Annotated in this window: 12 protein-coding genes; 4 read left to right on the forward strand and 8 right to left on the reverse strand. The window is 65.3% G+C overall.

The window, feature by feature from the left end; translation table 11 throughout:
- Nucleotides 1–172: 172 nt before the first annotated feature.
- The 4 genes from BO221_RS43095 to BO221_RS43110 are packed head-to-tail and all read right to left on the reverse strand — an operon-like array spanning nt 173 to nt 5,568.
- On the reverse strand, nt 173–1,918 hold the full coding sequence (locus BO221_RS43095) for an ABC transporter ATP-binding protein (RefSeq protein ID WP_073566748.1): 1,746 nt from the start codon (nt 1,916–1,918) through the stop codon (nt 173–175).
- A 21-nt stretch (nt 1,919–1,939) separates the two neighbouring features.
- Entirely contained in the window at nt 1,940–3,532 is a 1,593-nt protein-coding gene (locus tag BO221_RS43100; RefSeq protein ID WP_073566749.1) for an MBL fold metallo-hydrolase, read from the reverse strand.
- A 29-nt stretch (nt 3,533–3,561) separates the two neighbouring features.
- The gene (locus BO221_RS43105; RefSeq protein WP_073566750.1) at nt 3,562–4,593 is read right to left on the reverse strand and encodes a nucleotidyltransferase domain-containing protein; all 1,032 of its coding nucleotides are present in this window, start codon (nt 4,591–4,593) and stop codon (nt 3,562–3,564) included.
- A 42-nt stretch (nt 4,594–4,635) separates the two neighbouring features.
- Nucleotides 4,636–5,568, reverse strand: a complete 933-nt coding sequence (locus tag BO221_RS43110; protein ID WP_158080016.1) for a 5'-nucleotidase C-terminal domain-containing protein — start codon at nt 5,566–5,568, stop codon at nt 4,636–4,638.
- Between the two features lie 148 nt (nt 5,569–5,716).
- Between BO221_RS43110 and BO221_RS43115 the strand changes: the two genes are divergently transcribed.
- The 4 genes from BO221_RS43115 to BO221_RS43130 all read left to right on the forward strand — a co-directional run bounded on the left by BO221_RS43115 (nt 5,717) and on the right by BO221_RS43130 (nt 11,616).
- Entirely contained in the window at nt 5,717–7,306 is a 1,590-nt protein-coding gene (locus BO221_RS43115; protein WP_073566837.1) for an MBL fold metallo-hydrolase, read from the forward strand.
- 40 nt (nt 7,307–7,346) lie between these two features.
- Entirely contained in the window at nt 7,347–7,565 is a 219-nt protein-coding gene (locus BO221_RS43120; protein WP_043389803.1) for an MbtH family protein, read from the forward strand.
- Nucleotides 7,566–7,759: 194 nt separating this feature from the next.
- On the forward strand, nt 7,760–9,403 hold the full coding sequence (ffh, locus tag BO221_RS43125; RefSeq protein ID WP_073566752.1) for a signal recognition particle protein: 1,644 nt from the start codon (nt 7,760–7,762) through the stop codon (nt 9,401–9,403).
- A gap of 260 nt (nt 9,404–9,663) precedes the next feature.
- On the forward strand, nt 9,664–11,616 hold the full coding sequence (locus BO221_RS43130) for an Ig-like domain-containing protein (RefSeq protein WP_073566753.1): 1,953 nt from the start codon (nt 9,664–9,666) through the stop codon (nt 11,614–11,616).
- Between the two features lie 77 nt (nt 11,617–11,693).
- On the opposite strand, the gene BO221_RS43135 is transcribed toward BO221_RS43130, so the two are convergent.
- The 4 genes from BO221_RS43135 to gltJ form a co-directional block, all read right to left on the reverse strand.
- On the reverse strand, nt 11,694–12,734 hold the full coding sequence (locus tag BO221_RS43135; protein ID WP_083682371.1) for a TIGR04552 family protein: 1,041 nt from the start codon (nt 12,732–12,734) through the stop codon (nt 11,694–11,696).
- A gap of 169 nt (nt 12,735–12,903) precedes the next feature.
- Nucleotides 12,904–13,404, reverse strand: a complete 501-nt coding sequence (locus BO221_RS43140) for a toxin-antitoxin system YwqK family antitoxin (RefSeq protein ID WP_073566755.1) — start codon at nt 13,402–13,404, stop codon at nt 12,904–12,906.
- 221 nt (nt 13,405–13,625) lie between these two features.
- On the reverse strand, nt 13,626–14,507 hold the full coding sequence (locus BO221_RS43145) for a hypothetical protein (RefSeq protein WP_233166524.1): 882 nt from the start codon (nt 14,505–14,507) through the stop codon (nt 13,626–13,628).
- Nucleotides 14,508–14,753: 246 nt separating this feature from the next.
- Nucleotides 14,754–16,799 (reverse strand): adventurous gliding motility protein GltJ, encoded by a 2,046-nt coding sequence (gene gltJ, locus BO221_RS43150; RefSeq protein ID WP_073566756.1) that lies wholly within the window; start codon nt 16,797–16,799, stop codon nt 14,754–14,756.
- Nucleotides 16,800–16,884: the final 85 nt, after the last annotated feature.

A 16,884-nucleotide genomic window follows, 5' to 3' on the forward strand; every position in this document is an offset into this window, starting at 1 on the left:
CCCTTGAGGAAAGTGATCAGAAACTCCCTCGCCCCTCGGGAGAGGGTCGGGGTGAGGGTGCCAGTGCCCGTTCTCCAACCCGTGGCCCACAGTGTGGACAGGGGATTCAACCCGGGAGCCGTGGAACCCTCACCCCGTCCCTCTCCCGGAGGGCGAGGGGAAATAGTCACCGTCAGGCAGCCACGAACTGGCGTTCCACCAGCCTGCGGTAGAGGCCTTCCTGGCCCATGAGGGTGGAGTGGTCACCGTTCTGCACCACCCTGCCCCCCTCGAGCACCACCACGCGGTCCGCGCCAATCACTGTTGAGAGGCGATGAGCGATGATGAGCGTGGTACGGCCCTGCATCAGCCGCACCAGGGCTTCCTGCACCAGGTGCTCACTCTCCGCGTCGAGCGCACTGGTGGCTTCATCCAGCACCAACAAGCGCGGGTCCTTCAGCACGGCGCGAGCAATAGCGATGCGCTGCTTCTGACCACCGGACAGCTGCACACCGCGCTCGCCCACCAGGGTGCGATAACCCTCGGGGAAGCGGGAGATGAACTCGTGGGCATTGGCGGCGCGAGCGGCGGCCTCGATCTCCGCGTCCGTGGCATCCATGCGGCCGTAGCGGATGTTGTCGGCGATGGACGAGGCGAACAGCAGCGGCTCCTGGGCGACGGTGCCAATCCGTTGCCGCAGCCACTCGGGGTCCAGCGAGCGCAACTCCATGCCATCCAGCAGCACGCGCCCGCCTTGGGGGTCATACATGCGCGTCAGCAGTCCGGCGATGGTGGACTTACCGGCGCCCGAGGGGCCGACGATGGCCACCACCTCGCCTGGCTGGAGCCCCAGGTCGATGTCATGGAGCACGGGCAGGTCCGGGCGAGCGGGATAGGCGAAGCGCACGGCCTGGAACCGGACCTGCCCCTGAAGCTCCCGGAGCCTCTCTCCGCCGGAGGAAGGCATGGCGGGCTGGCGGTCGAGCATCTCGAAGACGCGCTCGGCGCAGCCCGAGGCGCGCATGAGGTCCGCCCACAGGTCGGTCAGGCCGCTCAGGGCCATGGAGACGAGCGTGGAGTAGACGAGGAAGGAGGTAAGACCGCCCATGGAGAGCTCGCCCCGGAGCATCAACCGGCTGCCGTACCAAAGCACGACGGCGGCGGCGGCGAGGCCCGCGAAGGAGGTACTGGCGACGTAGGCTGTGGACAGGCGGGCGCGCTCGCGGGCCACCTCGAAGGCGCGCTCCAGACCGAGGCGGTAGCGCCCTATTTCATGGCGCTCGGCGGCGAAGGCGCGCACGGTGCGGATGCCGGAGAGGACTTCATCGGCCACCCCATTGGCCTCGGCGAGCGCGGCCTGAACCCTCCGCGAGGTCTGCCGGATGCGCCGGCCGAAGAGCACGGTCGCGACGACCACGGGGGGCACGATGGCCAGCATCAACAGGGTGAGGAGCGGCGAGGTGTAGAGCAACAGCGCCAGGCCACCAGCCGCCTGAGCCCCACAGCGCAAGGCCGTGGCGATGTTGTTGCTCACCGCGTGTTGGAGCACCTGGGTGTCGGCGGTCAGCCGGCTCGTGAGCTCGCCGGTCTTGTGCTCGTCGAAGAAGGCCACCTCCTGGGCCACGAGGCTGGCGAACAGTTCGTGCCGTAGCCGCGTCACGATGCGCTCGCCGGCGTGGGTGAAGAAGGAGTAGCGCAGCGCATCGGCCCCGGCCTGCACGGCGAAGACGGCGATGAGCCCGAGCGCGGCCCGATCGATGAAGGCCTGGTTCCTGGCCCCGAGTGCCTCGTCGATGATGAACCGGAGGGCCTGGGGGAAGACGAGGGCCATGCCGCTGCTGAGCAGCAGGAAGAAGACGCCGGCGGACAGGGCCCGCCACTCGGCCCGGGCCAGTCCCAGGATGCGGCGCACGGTGGAGGAGGAAGAGTCCTGGGACATGCGGTGGGGGGGCGGAGGCCGTCAGCGGAGGAAGAGCTCGGCCTGACCGTAGGGCATGTCCGCGGTGATGCCATGCTGGCGGCAGTACTCGAGCAGCTTGCGGGACTCCACGAGCTGCGGCGAGTTCTCGTGGTAGCCCATCACCATCACATGCCCCAGCCAGGGCTCGCGGCCCATGGCGTAGATGAAGACCTGCCCGGGCTTGAGCCGCTGGACGATCTCGATGGCGCGCACGGCGTTGGAGCCGTTGAGCCGCCGGGACTGATCCATCTTCCTGGGCATGGGCGCGGGCAGCAGGGGGCCGTACATCCAGCTCAGGGGTCCGCCCTCGGACTCCATGCCCAGCCACATCATGTCGATGTTCCCCACCTCGCGGTGGACGTGCTCGTAGAGGCGCGGCTCGAGCGCGTTGGAGTCAGCGGCCATCAACAGGTTCTTGCCCTCGAGCCGGACGAGGTGGGCGATCTTGGCCTGGATGTCGAGGTCGCCATGCTCGCCGATGAAGGGCAGGCCGATGAGCTCGCCACCGGGGAGCGGCAGGGACTCCAGGTCCGAGAGTGCCACCACGTTGTGGAAGCCGGCGTGCTTGAGCATCAGCTTGAGCGAGGGGTCCGCGATCCGTCCGCCGTTGTTGGCGGGCACCACGATGGTGCCGATGCGGTGGCGCAGCTGGAGAAGCGGCTCGAACATCAGATGGTCCGCGTGCCCGTGGGTGATGAGCACGTAGTCGATCTTCTCCGGCAGGTCCGCGAAGGTGTAACGCGGCATGTCCGTGGGGAAGTCGTAGCTGACGACCGGATCCGTGAGGATGCTGACGTGGCGCGACTCGATGAGCACGCACGCGTGGCCGAAGTAGCGCACGCGCACACCATCGCCGTCGTACCGAGGAGCGGGGCGCGGCGGCTGGTCCGTGAAAAAGGAGGAGAAGGTCTCGGAGTCCCGGGGCTCGATCCCCAGCGCCTCGCGAACGGGCTCCACGGGGCCGGGGGTGCGCCGCATGGCATAGAGCTGGTCGAGGGCCTGATGCCGGTAGGGCACCTTCACCTGGAGGCTGCCGTCGAGCGTATCCAACCGCGGGGTGCTGAAGACGTAGGGCCGGGCGTCTCCGTGGATGAGCCGCATGCAGAGGCTCTGCGAGGACTCGCGGTGGAAGGGGCTGCGGTAGAGGAGCGACTCGAAGAAGCGGGGCGAGGCCCGGTTCTTCATGTCATACGTGAGCTCCACATAGCCGCGCAGCAGGTCCGGCACGCGCGGGTACAGCTCCTCCATGGAGAAACCCTCGGCCGAGTCCAGCAGCTTCTCCAGCTCCAGGACGGCCTCCGCGTATCGCAGGGACAGGGCCTCTTCCTTCAGGGTGCGCTCGAGCAGGGCCTTGACCGCGTCCACCTGCTGCACGCCGTAGTTGATGTAGGGCCCGCCCCGCAGCACCGGGCTCTTCAGCGCGGCCACGTGGATGGCCGGGTTGTCCACGAAGGACTCCATGATCTTCACATGGAGGTTGGCCACGAAGAGTGGCGCCGTCATGGGCGAAGCCAGGAACCACCACGCGTACCACTGATTGTAGAGCGGCTCGGTGACGACGTTCTGCTTCAGGTAAAGCGCGGGCGGGGACATCCACACTCCTCGGAGGAAGGCTCGAAGACTCAGGCCGCTGGAGAGTCGCGGTGGGCGGAGTACCGCTCGATGAGTCGAAGCGACTCCCGGGCGGCCTCGCGCAGCTCGGGTTCCGGCGCTTCCTGGAGCTGAGTCAGGGCGGCGGGCACCTCGGAGCCGGGATAGAGGATCTCCCCCAGGCGCCGGGCTGCCAGCACCCGGTCGCGAACCTCTCCGCGCTGGAGCTCGGCGAGCAGGTAGTCCTTGTAGAGGCCCAGGAAATGGTTCTCCGCGTCCAGGATGCGGGCGCAGAGGGAGCGCAGGTGCGCCTGGTCCTCGGGGGCCTCCGGCACCCGGTAGCCCCAGCGCTTGCGGCACTCGTGGATCTGCTCGAACAGGAGCGTCCGATCGTTGTTGACGTGCAGGCGGTGCGCCTCGATGGCGTCGCGCTTGGAGAACACGTGTTTTCCGGCCAGAGCAACCTCGGCCGCAGCGAGCCGGCTGGCCAGGGTGACCAGTTCCTTGAAGCCCCGGTGTGGCATGCCCTGGGCATCCAGCACGGCGGAGTGATCGTAGCCGTAGAGTTCGCCCCGCGGGTCCGGATGGGCGAGCGGGTAGCGCAGGGGTTCGCCCTCGGCGCGAGCGCGGGCGCGCTCCATGAACATGTAGGGCCGGTGCATGCAGAAGCGCAGCCACTGTTCGAGGGGCATCAAGGGGATGCGCTCGCGGATGTCTTCCCCCGCCAGCAACAGGGAGGCCCGCTTGAGGTTGACGGTGCCTTCGGCCATCAGCCGGGCCTCGTCCATGGCGCTCACATCCAGGGGGAAGCGGGCCATCATGCCCACGGAGCGGCGGAAGTGCTCATGGCGCTCCCCCTCCCCTTCCTGGAACCGGTCCTTGAAGACGAGCAGCAGGTCGAGGTCGCTGTCGGCGACCCCATCCCCCGTCGCATGGCTGCCCAGCAGGTAACAGGCCCGGAGGCGCTTGGGGAAGGCCATCTGGCACAAGCCGATGAAGCCGAAGAGGACGGAGTTGATCCCCATGTCCTCCGTCATGCCGACGAGTGAGAACTCTTCCTCCATCCGTGTGACTCCCTCAGAGCGGCCAAAGGCGAGGCCGGCATCCTAGTGTGAATCCCCCGTGCCTGCAGCATGCCTGCTCGGAGCCCGGGCGGGCGGCGCCGAAGCCCCTGTTGGGCCAACGGACTTGATGCGCGTGTCGGCATCCTTGGGGGTATCGGCCTCGGCGTAGCCCGGACCGGAGGCGGGCCAGGTGGCGGCGAGGTAGTCCGCGAAGGCCTTGTGCTCGCGGCCCTCGTCGTTGAAGCCCTGGTTGTTGGGAGTGGTATCCAGCGGGACGAGGTTGTAGCGGGCCGCGTCCTGGTGCTCGAAGAGGGGGAAGGGGAAGTAGTCGCCTCCAAGGGCGACGACGAAGTCGAGCGTCACCATGCGGAAGGTGCGGTCGGGCTCGCCGGCGAGGGCGCCATTGGACACCAGGGTATCCACCACGTTGCCGGAGCCATCCACGATGACGGCCTGGCGGATGCGCTCGCCCTCGGTGAGGAGGTTGCCGTCGAGGTCGAACAACTGGGCGGGCTTGCTGGCGTCGTACTCGAAGCGGAGGCCGCTCACCTGGGGGAACTGGCCCGCGGTGACGTCGGGGGCCACGGCCGCCACGCCGTGCTCCAGCACCTGTTCGAGCTGTGCGGCGGTGACGGTGACGAGCACCAGCGCGTTGTTGAAGGCCAGGCTCTTCTCGATGTCGAGCTGCCTGATCTCGCCGGCCTCGATGGATTCACGGATGCCGCCACTGTTCCGGAGGGAGATGACGGTGGAGGGATCCTTCTTCCGGGCGAACCAGAGGTAGGCATCGACGGTGAGATTGCCGAGGTTCGTCTCCTCGGTGCGAACGGCAGCCCTCGAGCCGTTGAGGTCCACCTGCGTCTTGCCGAAGATGACGGCGTCCGGAGGAGGCGCCGGGGTATCGCAGCCGGCGAAGAGGGCCAGCGCCACGAGGGCGGCAGCCGGCGAGACGGGTCGTTTCTTCGAAGGGGGCATGGAGCCGGAGGGTACCCCACCCCGGCCGGGACATTCCCGGATCCCGAAAGCCGATGGGGGAGCCCCCCCCTTGCTCCCGGCTTCCGGGTCTTTCATCATCTCGCCACCCCTCTTCACATCGGGCTCCTGGGGGCCCGAGGAGCACTGCGTGTCCCAGCCCGAGCTGTACCTGAAGCAGAACGTTGCCGTCGAGCCGCTGTACAACCAGTGGTACGCGTGGTGGTACCTGATCGCGCCCGCGACCGCGCCGCTGTACGTGGCCAACCACCATGTGAAGATCATGGAGTCGTTCGTGGCCAACCCGGCCATCCACGTGGCGGCGCTGAAGAATCCGGCGCTGGCCGGTGGCCCCTACCTCAACTACGGCGTCGAGCGGGCGGGCGAGGTCAAGGAATTGCTGGAGCGGACGCGCAAGGAGCAGGCGGCATCGCTCCAGTTCGCCCAGGCGGTGGCGGAGCTGGACAAGCTGCTGGTCCCGGCCAACGGCGCGTCGTTGGAGGAGCTGTACAAGAAGGTGCCGGACATCCTCCAGGGTTACGTTGAGCTGCTGTACGACCTGAACAACCGGGCGTCGGCGCGTTTCTTCGAGCCGCTGCTCTACCGCAGCCCGCACTACAAGGAGTCCTCGCAGAGCCTGTCGTTCCGCCTGCTGAAGGGGGATGCCCGGCCGTACGTCTTCAGCACGCCGCGGCTGGACTCGGACAAGGACACGCTCCAGGTGAACCTGCCCTTCCGCCACGAGGCCATCGACCAGCTGTACGCCATGCGGCGCACCCCGGGCTCGGTGGACGCCATCCGCGAGGCCATGGGCATTGGCGCCAGGGACGCCGAGCTCTTCTCCACCTTCTTCACGGACCAGGCTCCGCGCCCGGCCCCGCGCTATGACGGCGACGGCGTGCGCGTGCGCTACATCGGCCACGCTTGCGTGCTCATCGAGTCGCGCGACGTGAGCATCCTGACGGATCCCGTCATCTCCTACGACTTCCCCACGGACGTGCCGCGCTACACGCACGCGGATCTGCCGGAGAAGATCGACTACGTGCTCATCACCCACGGGCACGCGGACCACCTGATGTTCGAGCCGCTGCTGCAGCTGCGTCAGCGGATCGGCACCATCGTGGTTCCGGCCAGCAACGGTGGCGGCCTGGCGGACCCCTCGCTCAAGCTGATGCTGAAGGCGGTCGGCTTCAAGAACGTGGTGACGCTGTCCGAGCTGGAGTCCATCGAGGTGCCGGGCGGCTCCATCACGGGAGTGCCCTTCATCGGCGAGCACGCGGACCTCAACATCCAGGCGAAGCTGGCGCACCTGGTGCAGCTCAAGGGCCGCTCGATGCTGATGGCGGCGGACTCCAACGCGCTCGAGCCGCGCATGTACGACCACGTCCACGCGGCCGTGGGGGACATCGACGTGCTGTTCCTCGGCATGGAGTCCGAGGGTGGGCCGCTGAGCTGGATGTACGGCCCGCTGCTGCCCGCGCCGCTGCCGCGCAAGATGGACCAGTCGCGGCGCCTCAACGGCTCCAACGCCGATCGGGCCATCGAGATCGCCCGGCGGATCAACCCCAAGCAGGTCCACATCTACGCCATGGGCCGCGAGCCCTGGATGGGGCATGTCATGGCCATGGGGTACCATGAGAACTCGCCGCAGCTCATCGAGGCGCGCAAGATGCTCGCGTGGTGCCAGGAGAAGGGAATCACCGCTTCGCTGCCCTACATCCAGGCGGAGCTCTTCTTCTGACGTCCCGCGAATCCCCGTTCACCTGTAGGAGCACTCAACCATGAGCGAGCAAGAGGATACGACCGTCTACAAGGTCGTGATGAACCACGAGGAGCAGTACTCCATCTGGCCGGCGGACCGTGAGAACGCGCCGGGCTGGAAGGACGCGGGCAAGCAGGGCCCCAAGGCCGAGTGCCTGGAGCACATCAAGCAGGTGTGGACGGACATGCGTCCGCTGAGCCTGCGCAAGAAGATGGAGGCGCAGTCGCGCCCCAACTGAGGTGGTAGGCAGGACCTGCCGTCCGGCCCGGGCGGCAGGCACCTTCCAGGGGCCCGGCCGGCCGGGCTGCCTGGGTCTCAGCCGGCCGGGCAATGGGGTAGGCCCGGGGTGAAGGGCCCCTATTTCTCGACTGGTGGACGGCTCGACGCACTTGGGCATCCCGTCCTGGCCTGCGCTGTTATATAGCGACCGCCATGCTTGAGACCGTCGCCAAGGGCTTCCGAGCCGCCAAGAACCGCCTTGCGGGCAAGAAAGAGATCACCCCGGAGATGGTGGACGAGTCGCTTCGCGACATCCGCGTCTCCCTGCTCGAAGCGGACGTCGCCTTCGATGTGGTGAAGAAGTTCGTCGCGCGGGTGCGCGAGAAGGCCGTTGGGGAGGTCGTGCAGACGACCGTGACCGACAAGGCCGGCCAGAAGCACCGCGTCACGGCGGGCGACCACTTCGTCAAGATCTGCCACGACGAGCTCGAGGCCCTGATGGGTCCGGTGGACACGAGCATCCAGCTCAAGCCCAAGGACCAGGTCAGCGGCATCATGATGGTGGGCCTGCAGGGCTCGGGTAAGACGACGACCACGGGCAAGCTCGCCAGCAAGCTCCTCAAGGAGGGGCGCAAGCCGCTGTTGGTGGCGGCGGACATCTACCGTCCGGCGGCCGTGGATCAGCTCAAGGTGCTGGGCGAGCGGCTGAAGGTGCCGGTGTACTTCGAGCCGAACGTGCCGCCGCCGGAGCTGGCGAAGCGCGGGTATGCCGCGGCGCGCGAGCAGAAGTGCGACGTGGTGCTGATCGACACCGCGGGCCGGTTGGCGATCGACGAGGCCCTGATGACCGAGCTGGAGGCCATCAAGGCGAACGTCCGGCCGGACAACATCCTGCTGGTGTGCGACGCGATGATTGGCCAGGACGCGGTGCGCACGGCGGCCGAGTTCGACCGGCGGTTGAGCCTGGACGGCTTCATCCTCACGAAGCTGGACGGTGATGCGCGCGGTGGCGCGGCGTTGTCCATCAAGGAGGTGACGGGCAAGCCCATCAAGTTCCTGGGTATGGGCGAGTCGATGGACAAGCTCGAGGAGTTCCGCCCGGATGGACTGGCGAGCCGGATTCTGGGCTTCGGCGACATCGTCGGCCTGATGAAGGACTTCGAGGGCGTCGTCGACGAGAAGAAGGCGGCGGAGGACGCGCAGAAGCTGCTGTCGGGCAACTTCTCGATGAAGGACTTCGTCGAGCAGATCCGCATGGTGCGGAAGATGGGCCCGCTGAAGGATCTGCTGGAGAAGTTCCCGCTCTTCGGGGAGATGACGGAGCACCTGAACCCGGACGAGAAGGAGCTGACGAAGATCGAGGCGATGTACGACTCGATGACGGAGCAGGAGCGGCTGCGACCGAACCTGATCAACGACAGCCGGGTGAAGCGCATCGCGAAGGGAAGCGGGCGCAAGACGGAAGAGGTGCGCGAGCTGCTGCAGAAGTTCGGGATGATGCAGCAGGTGATGGGGACGATTGGGCAGAACCCGGGCCTGTTGGGGCGCATCCCTGGCTTCAAGCAGATGGGCCAGCTGGCGCAGATGAAGAACATGGACATGTCGAGCATCTTCGGGAAGGACCCGAAGATGATGGAGAAGGCGATGGCGGGGATGGGGATGGGGGGCATGCCGATGCAGATGCCGCAGATCGCCCCGGGCTACACGGCGCCGATGGGACAGGCGGCGATGGCCAAGGCGCGGATGATGGGCTACGCGCCGCCGTCGGCCGCGGGCAAGCCCGAGAACAAGGACGCCATCAAGGAGCGCCGCAAGCGCGAGAAGGAAAACAAGAAGAAGAACCGGAAGAAGAAGTAGCCGCAGTCGCGGACCCGGTGTCACCGACGCGCCGCTCGGGAAGCCCCAAGGAGGGCCTCCTGGAGCGGCGCGGCTGTTTCTGGGACCCGGAGTCCAATACTGCGGACGGCACGTCCTGGGAGCGAGACGGGGCCCAGGAGTGGATTCACGGGCCGAGCGTAACTGAGGCATTCTCCGCGAGTCGTTTCGGGGGCTTACGAGCGTAAGAGCCCGAGACTCAGCCACAGGCACCTGGAATGGAGCCTGCACAGCGGAGTGGCATGCCAACCCTCAAACGTTACATCCCCCTGTTCCTCGCCGGATTGATGTCCGCCTGCCTCCAGCTGCCGGAGATCGATACCAGTCCTCCTAGGCAACCCGACGCGGGAGTGGACCCGGCTGACTCAGGAACACCCTCCACGGAGCTGTCTGTCACGATTACTGCTCCGACGGGCACGTTCTACACGAGCGGGTCCGTTGAACTCGCAGTCGACGTGCGCGGAGGAACACCTGACCTGGTGCGGCTCTACAAGAATGAGGAGGAGTTCGCGATCATTGCCTCGCCCTACCGCTACACCTGGAACACCGCGACCGAGCCCGAGGGCAGTTACACGGTGATAGCACGTGCCACCAAGGAGGGCCGGACCTTCTCGAGTGCGCCCGTCACCGTCATCGCCGACCGCACCAACCTGCAGGTCGCTTCGCGTTCACCGGCGCCTGGCTCGACGAATGTGGCGTACAGCACGCCCATCCAGGTGCTCTTCTCGAAGCCGGTGAAAGCCACGACGGTCAACGACACCACTGTGAGCTTCACCGTCGCAGGAGTGCTGGCAGAGAAGACGCTCTCGCTTTCGAGCGACGGTAGAACACTGACCCTCGCCCCCAAGGTGAAGCCTCCCCTGCCAGCGACAGTCTCGATTGGCCTGAGCAGTGGCATCACCGACTCGGCAGGCAACGCCCTCGTCGTTCCGAGCACTCCGTGGAGCTTTCAGCTCCCACACTGGTACTCGTTCGGAGGCCCACTGCATGCAGTGGGCGGCAATACACTCCTGAAAGACACCGCCATGGCCCTTGATGGCCAGGACAACCCAGTGGTTGCCTGGAGTGAAGAGGTCACTGCGGGAGGCAGAACATCCATCTTCGTCTATCGCTGGGACGGCAATGCGTTCACCCCGATCGGTACCGCGATGAACGGCACCTCAAGCGGCTCTGCCTACAAACCCACTCTGGTGCTTGATGGCAGCGGGAACCCCATCGTTGCATGGCAGGAGTCGGACGGGTTCAACGAGAACATCTACATCAGACGCTGGACTGGAACCGCTTGGCAGTCTGTGGGACCAGGAGCCATTTCCGCAGTGAATGACACGAGTTCCAGCCCGGTTGCGACACCGGCTCGCAACCCTTCGCTCGCAATACGCGGAAACGACGTCTACGTTGCCTGGGATGAGATGAACGTCGAGGGATTCTCGTCTATTTACGTCCGGAAGTCAGCTAATGGCGGACCCCTCACCAAAGTAGGAACCAATGAAGACTGGGTCCATGCCGTGTCCGGATTTACCAGCGCGACAAGACCCTCTCTCGTGTTGGACAATAATGGTCAACCCATTGTCGCCTTCCAAGAAGAGACTCTTGATGAGGGCTATCCTACGAATATCTACGTCATGCGCCTCCAGCCAAACGGCTCCTGGGCCTATGCAGTTCCGCCGCATAGCTATGGTGAGCCCGACGGATATGTCTCTGGTGGGCTCAGCGCAACCCCAGGAAGAACGCCAGCGCACGACTGCTCGTTGACCATTGATTCCCAGAATAAATTGTATCTGGCCTGGACTGAAAACTCCTACATTGATGGCCCTAAGGACATCCAAATCTTCCGTTCTGTTGGTCTACAATCTTGGGAGCGGATTGGAAGCCCCCTGAGTGCATATGGCGGTTACACCTATGCAGGGCAGGCTCGGCTCCAAGCCACACCGGCAGGGAAGCTTTTTGTCACTTGGAAAGAGTTCGATGGGATCGCCGAAACAGGGTACATCCACCTGTTTACCAGTTACTGGGAGAACAGTTCCTGGAATAGCCTGACCACTAGTGACGGCGTCAACCAAGACTCGATGAGTAGTCTGCGACCTATGTTGGCGATCGATTCAGCTGGCAGACCCGTTGTTGCTTGGTACGAAGGCAGCAGCGGAGCCGAAGACTCGACTGGGGACTACGTCTACGTGCGCCGATACAACGAATAAACTCCGCATCACCTTAACATTGCCAATGCACCGACTATAATAGGAGCAAGACTTGCTCAAAGTGGCAGAGCGGAACATCAACTCTGCCGCTTTGGGACAACAAGCCCGCGTGACAGTCGGCGCAAGACACGCCGCTTCTGTCTTCGCTTGTAGAGCTTGTGGGCGTTCTCCCCTTCCTCATTCTGGCGAGCAGTCTCTTCGTCCATAATCTGGAACTCCACGAGCGTGAAGACCGTCCTGTTCTTGCGCTCGCGCGTGTCCTCTGCCGGTGGCGGTAGGTATGCGTCCATCCGGACCGGCACATCCACGACAAAGTTCAACGCCCGGTAAGTATTGCCAGAGAACAGGTTGCGCGTGCGCTCCTCGCGATCCTCGTAATCGAGGTCCAGGTGGAGATGCTGGGCGAATTGCTGTAGGTGAGGGTTTTCTTCGAGCACTGACTTGAACGAGACGAGCGTGTTCTCGGTCTGGCCAGGGACGACGAAGTTGAAGGGAAAGAGGTGCTGCGTCAGGAAATAGAGTACCGGGACGATGTCCGCTGGCTTCTGGGTTATGATGCGGAAGCGCGTCCGGTCATAAATTTGAGCTGCGACCGTTTCCTTCTTGGCCAGCAGCTTTGTAATGAGGGACTCGCGTGATTTGATGGAGTGCCCGAACTCCGCAACAGGCAGCCCCTTGTCCCGGAGCAGCTGTGCCACACCTAACACCTTGGAGGTCACCAATTCGGAGAGATCCGCCTCGGAGACCGCCAAGCGATGCATCAGGTCCCGGCCCTCGATGTGCTGGAGGACGTGCATTACCTTGAGCACGATGCAGGCGATGCGGCGATGTCTCGGGAGCCCCTTCACACCGGAGGCATAGAGGAATAGATCGTGGATCTCCTCCGGGTCCGCCACGGCGTCCGCGACCCGGTAGTCAAAGGTCTGACGGAGGTACTCGACGGCATCGGCAAGGACCGTGCGAGCCCAGGCCTCGTCCTCTGGCCGAGAGGTGTCGATCTGACAGAGCCGGAGGAAACGGTCGACCTCGTCCCGGCTCTGGAAGTGCATCCGCCGCCAGTCGATGACCGAGCCACCCCGAAGGATGAGCCGGATGCGCTCAAGTTCGCGGAGGCCCATGTCCGCCACGGTGCAAACGGGGATATCGGGCAACTGTGGGATATTGGGCGGGAACTTCACGACTGGGCTTCTAGCCGAGCCCGCTCACCGATGGAAGCGCTTCCGGAAAAGCAGAAGACCCTCGCCTGCTCGGAGAGGGCCTTCTGGAAGTCACCGCGAGGCAACCGCGCTACTTCTCGGCGACCTGCTGATCATCGCGGTACTGGGCTTGGCGAACGAGCTTGCCGTCCTCGGAGAACTCCTGGGAAAGGCCATTGCGCTTGCCGTTCGCAAAACCCTCGACCAAGCGCTGCTTTCCGTTGGGGAAGTACTCCACGTGCTTGCCGTGGTAGTTGCCCCCCTGGAACTCCGTCTTGCCCCTGACCTGACCGTCCTCGCTGTAGAAGGTCCACAGACCGGAGCGGAAGCCGTCGACGTACTGCCCCTCGGCGCTCTTCTTGCCGTTGGGGAAGTAGGAGGCGTACGGCCCATGCGCGTCACTCCTGCCGGCCTTCGCATCCACCTTCCGGCAGTAGAGACCGTCATTCAGATTGCCGGTTTGCTTCGTCCCGGCTGGGCACGCCAGCTTGGGGGTGGAACCATTGCTGGTCGCAGTCCCCTCAGCAAACGCCATAGAGGTGGCAAGCGTCAGACCAACAACGAGCGTGCGAGTCAGCTTCGAATGCAGCATGTGCTCTCCTTATGAGTACGCCGGAATCCCGTGTGCTCACTTCAAATGACGTTCCTGTTCAGGAGAAATTCAGTACCGATTTCCGATGCGGAATCGTCAGTCGCCGAGTTCGCAGCCTATCATTTTCAAAAAGCAGAACCCCACCCAGTAACACACTGGATGGGGTTCCAAGGAAATGACTGCGACTGTCAGGCAGCTAGCAAACGCTCATGTACGGAGCGTCAGTAGTTGGCCTGGTAGCAGAAGAAGTTGCCGTTGGTGAAGTAAGTACCAATAGACAGGGTGTCGCTGGCCTCCGCAACGCAGAAGTTCATGATGAAGTCCGCGCGCTCACGGTTGGTCCCCGTCACCGTGTAATTGCCCGCTGAGCTGCTGATGGTGTCGGAGCCATCCACCTTGACACCCGCGACCCGAACGTAGAACAGACCGTTCAACTCATCCTTGGTCGCCGGGAACTGAGTGCTGGAATAGGCAGACACTGTGACCTTCACCCGCTTGGGAGTCGACCCAGTGCCGCACCAAACGTTGTCCACCGCAGCGCTCGTGGTCACGGCCTTGAAGATGATAGGGCCGGTCGTGCCCAGCTCGCTGCGCTGGGTGAAGTTCTGGTAGTTCTCGCACGTGGGAGCGGGAACCGCCGCGCACGTGTTGCTGTTGCAGTACTGGCCGTAGGCGCAGGTAGCCTTGCCCTCACCCGAGCAGGTGGTGGACGCAGCGGAGCACGTACCAGTGGTCGTGTTGCAGACCTGGCCCGAGGCGCAGTCCGTGTCCTTGGTGCAACCCGACGTAGTGCCGCCCGTGCAGACCTTGTCGGCCGAGCACTTCAGACCCGAGGCGTCGCTGATGCGCTCGTCACGCTGGCACAGCGCGTCCGTGCTGCACTTGCAGATCTTCGTGCTGTTGCTGGCGCTGATTGCCTCGCAGGTCTTCGACGACTCGGGGCAATCATCTCCAATGGAACAAGTCTGCACGCACACCTTGGCGGTCGGGTGACAGATCTCATCCGCGACGCAGTCCGTGTCCGCCGTACAATTGAGGTCCTCACGGCCACCGTCCGGGCAACCCGTCAGCACCATGCTCATCGATCCCAGCACGGCGAGCATCAACGTCATCTTGCGAAGCTGCATTCTCGACTTCCTCCTGAATGGATACGTCGAGGCGGGCCTCCGGCCACTCACTCAGGCCCCCCTCCGTCCTACAGCGCGCGGCTTTAGTCCCGGCGCTCCAGACGTGTCAACGAATGTCGACAATCCCTTCGACGCATCCCCCACGAGGCAATTCAACTTCCATTGAAGCGGACAGTCGTACGAGACAAGTGCCACAAAAGTGACTGTCCGCCTCTCGGATGTTTAGAACGTAAACGGGAAGTCGATCGGATCGCCCTGCACCTTGTGCTTCGGGAAGCTCCAGCCCTTGATGAGCCCGGAGATGCAGGTGGCCATATAGGTCGTGCGGAACTCCGACGTCTGGCAGGACACGTTCTTCGTCTTGCCGTTGGTCTGGATCGTCCAGCGCATCACCAGCTTGCCGCTCAGGCCCGGATCCTTCTTCTTCTGCTCGTTCACGCACTTGATGATCGCCGGCTTGTTGGCCAGCACCACCTGCATGATGTCCGACTGCCCAAGCTTGTCCTGCGCCGCACCACCACCGCCAGGCTCCGGCGGGATGTAGGCCGTACGGCCGTTCGCCGATACCGTCTCGCTCTTGGCGCTGGGCTTCTTCGTGCCGAAGAGCTCATCGAACTCGTCATCCGCGCTCCCACCACCCCTGGAGGGCTGCGGCTTGCTCCGCACCGGCTCCTCGTCGTCGTTGCTCGCCGTGCGCGTCGGAGGAGGACGGCTGGACGAGGTGGCCGGCGTCCGCTTGCCCGGCACCTCGGCGCGAGCCACCTGCTGCGGCTCCGTCTTCGCCGGCTCGGTCGCAGGCGGAGGCGTCGGCGGCGTCGCCGCGGGCGTGGTTCCAGGCGTCCCCGCCGCGGCGACCGCGGGAGCAGTCGTGGGCGCGGTCGCCGGCGCCGTGGCCGGCTGCGTCGCTGCCGCCGGCTGGGTCGTGCCCGCCGCGGGCGTGGCTGTGTTCTGCGCCACCGCCGCCGGAGGAGGCTGCGTGGGCGTCGGGTCCGCCGGCTTGGACGGCGCCTGGGCCATCTGCTGCGTCGTCGCGGGCGGCGTCACAGGGGCCGGCTGCTCGGAGGGACGGGTCGCGAAGAAGGCACCCCCTCCGACGAGCAACACCCCTACGGCCACCGCGCCGATGATCATCCCCATCTTCCCGCCCTGCTTCGGCGCGGGCGCCGCCTGCGGCGGATAGCCAGGGTAGCCCGGAGGCGGATACTGCTGGGCCTGGGGCGGATACGGCTGGGCCATCGGCTGCGCGTACGCCTGCGGGGGCGGCTGCGCGTAGGCCGGCGCCGGAGCGGGTTGCATGTACGGCGCGGGCGCGGGAGGCTCGGCCATCAGCGGGCTCTGCACCGCCACGGGAGCAGCCTCCGGCGGAGGCACATCCAGCAGCCCCGAGGCCGCCGGCTTTCCCTTCTTCTCCTCCGCCGGCGCCTTGGACGCGGGCTTCGACAGCGCCTCGTTCTCCTCCTTCACCAGCGAGGCGAGCACGCTCGCGGCCGAGGGCTTCCACCCCGACTCCTGCGCGGACGGACCCACAGGCGCCGGTGTATCGGCCTTCGCCGGCTTCGCCAGACCACTGGCGAAAGCGGACTCGACCGGACCGGACGCCACCGGTGTGGACGACGCCACCGGAGAGGGCTCCACGATGACCGGCTTCGTGGGGCGCGGCGCCAGCACCGACGCCAGCTCCGAGGTCTCGGACAGCGGAATCCAGTCGCTGAAGCCCGAGCGCCAGCACAGGCTGTCAGGACCGACCTCGCCCCGATCCCAGTAGTCCTTCACCTTGTCCATCGACAGAGGACCCACCTGCTTCTCGTCGATGGCCACGAACCACTCGTGCGAGGCCGCGGACTTCGCGTTCCCCTCGGCCTCCGCGAGCTTGCGCACCGTCTCGCCAGCGTCCGACAGGGCCGACGAGTCCAGCTGTGCCGGACCCGACGCCTCGCCCGCCGGAATCTTGTGCGACCCGGAGTTGAGCACCTGGTCGAACACGGCTCCGAGCTCGTCATCTTCGACACCGCTGAAGATGCCGCCCTCGGGAGGCGTGCCCAGCGTCGGGGGCAACCCGAAGCCGTCGTTGGTGGCCTGGTTCTGGGACGCGGCCGCACCGCCAGCGGCCTCACCACTCGTCCCCTCCTCCTTGACCGGCTCGGAGCCGGCTGGGCGGACCACGATGTTGTAGCCGCACTTCTTGCAACGGACCTTGACGCCCTTCGCGCCAACCTTGTCGTCGCTAATCATGTACTGCGCGCGGCAGCTATCGCAGACGAAACGCATCGTTCCCCGCAACTCTCAGAAAATACGGCAGAAAATCCGCCGGAATCGTAGAGGTGGCACCCGGGGGGGTCAAGGATGGCGCTTT

It is taken from the genome of Archangium sp. Cb G35, assembly GCF_001896145.1.
GTDB lineage: Bacteria > Myxococcota > Myxococcia > Myxococcales > Myxococcaceae > Archangium > Archangium violaceum.

Coding starts and splice junctions, on each gene's coding strand:
- BO221_RS43105 (WP_073566750.1), bottom strand. CDS start 4,593: ATGGAGGAAGAGTTCTCACTCGTCGGCATGACGGAGGACATGGGGATC.
- BO221_RS43145 (WP_233166524.1), bottom strand. CDS start 14,507: ATGCTCGCCGTGCTGGGATCGATGAGCATGGTGCTGACGGGTTGCCCG.
- ffh (WP_073566752.1), top strand. CDS start 7,760: ATGCTTGAGACCGTCGCCAAGGGCTTCCGAGCCGCCAAGAACCGCCTT.
- BO221_RS43140 (WP_073566755.1), bottom strand. CDS start 13,404: ATGCTGCATTCGAAGCTGACTCGCACGCTCGTTGTTGGTCTGACGCTT.
- BO221_RS43110 (WP_158080016.1), bottom strand. CDS start 5,568: ATGCCCCCTTCGAAGAAACGACCCGTCTCGCCGGCTGCCGCCCTCGTG.
- BO221_RS43095 (WP_073566748.1), bottom strand. CDS start 1,918: ATGTCCCAGGACTCTTCCTCCTCCACCGTGCGCCGCATCCTGGGACTG.
- BO221_RS43120 (WP_043389803.1), top strand. CDS start 7,347: ATGAGCGAGCAAGAGGATACGACCGTCTACAAGGTCGTGATGAACCAC.
- BO221_RS43130 (WP_073566753.1), top strand. CDS start 9,664: ATGCCAACCCTCAAACGTTACATCCCCCTGTTCCTCGCCGGATTGATG.
- gltJ (WP_073566756.1), bottom strand. CDS start 16,799: ATGCGTTTCGTCTGCGATAGCTGCCGCGCGCAGTACATGATTAGCGAC.
- BO221_RS43100 (WP_073566749.1), bottom strand. CDS start 3,532: ATGTCCCCGCCCGCGCTTTACCTGAAGCAGAACGTCGTCACCGAGCCG.
- BO221_RS43135 (WP_083682371.1), bottom strand. CDS start 12,734: ATGGGCCTCCGCGAACTTGAGCGCATCCGGCTCATCCTTCGGGGTGGC.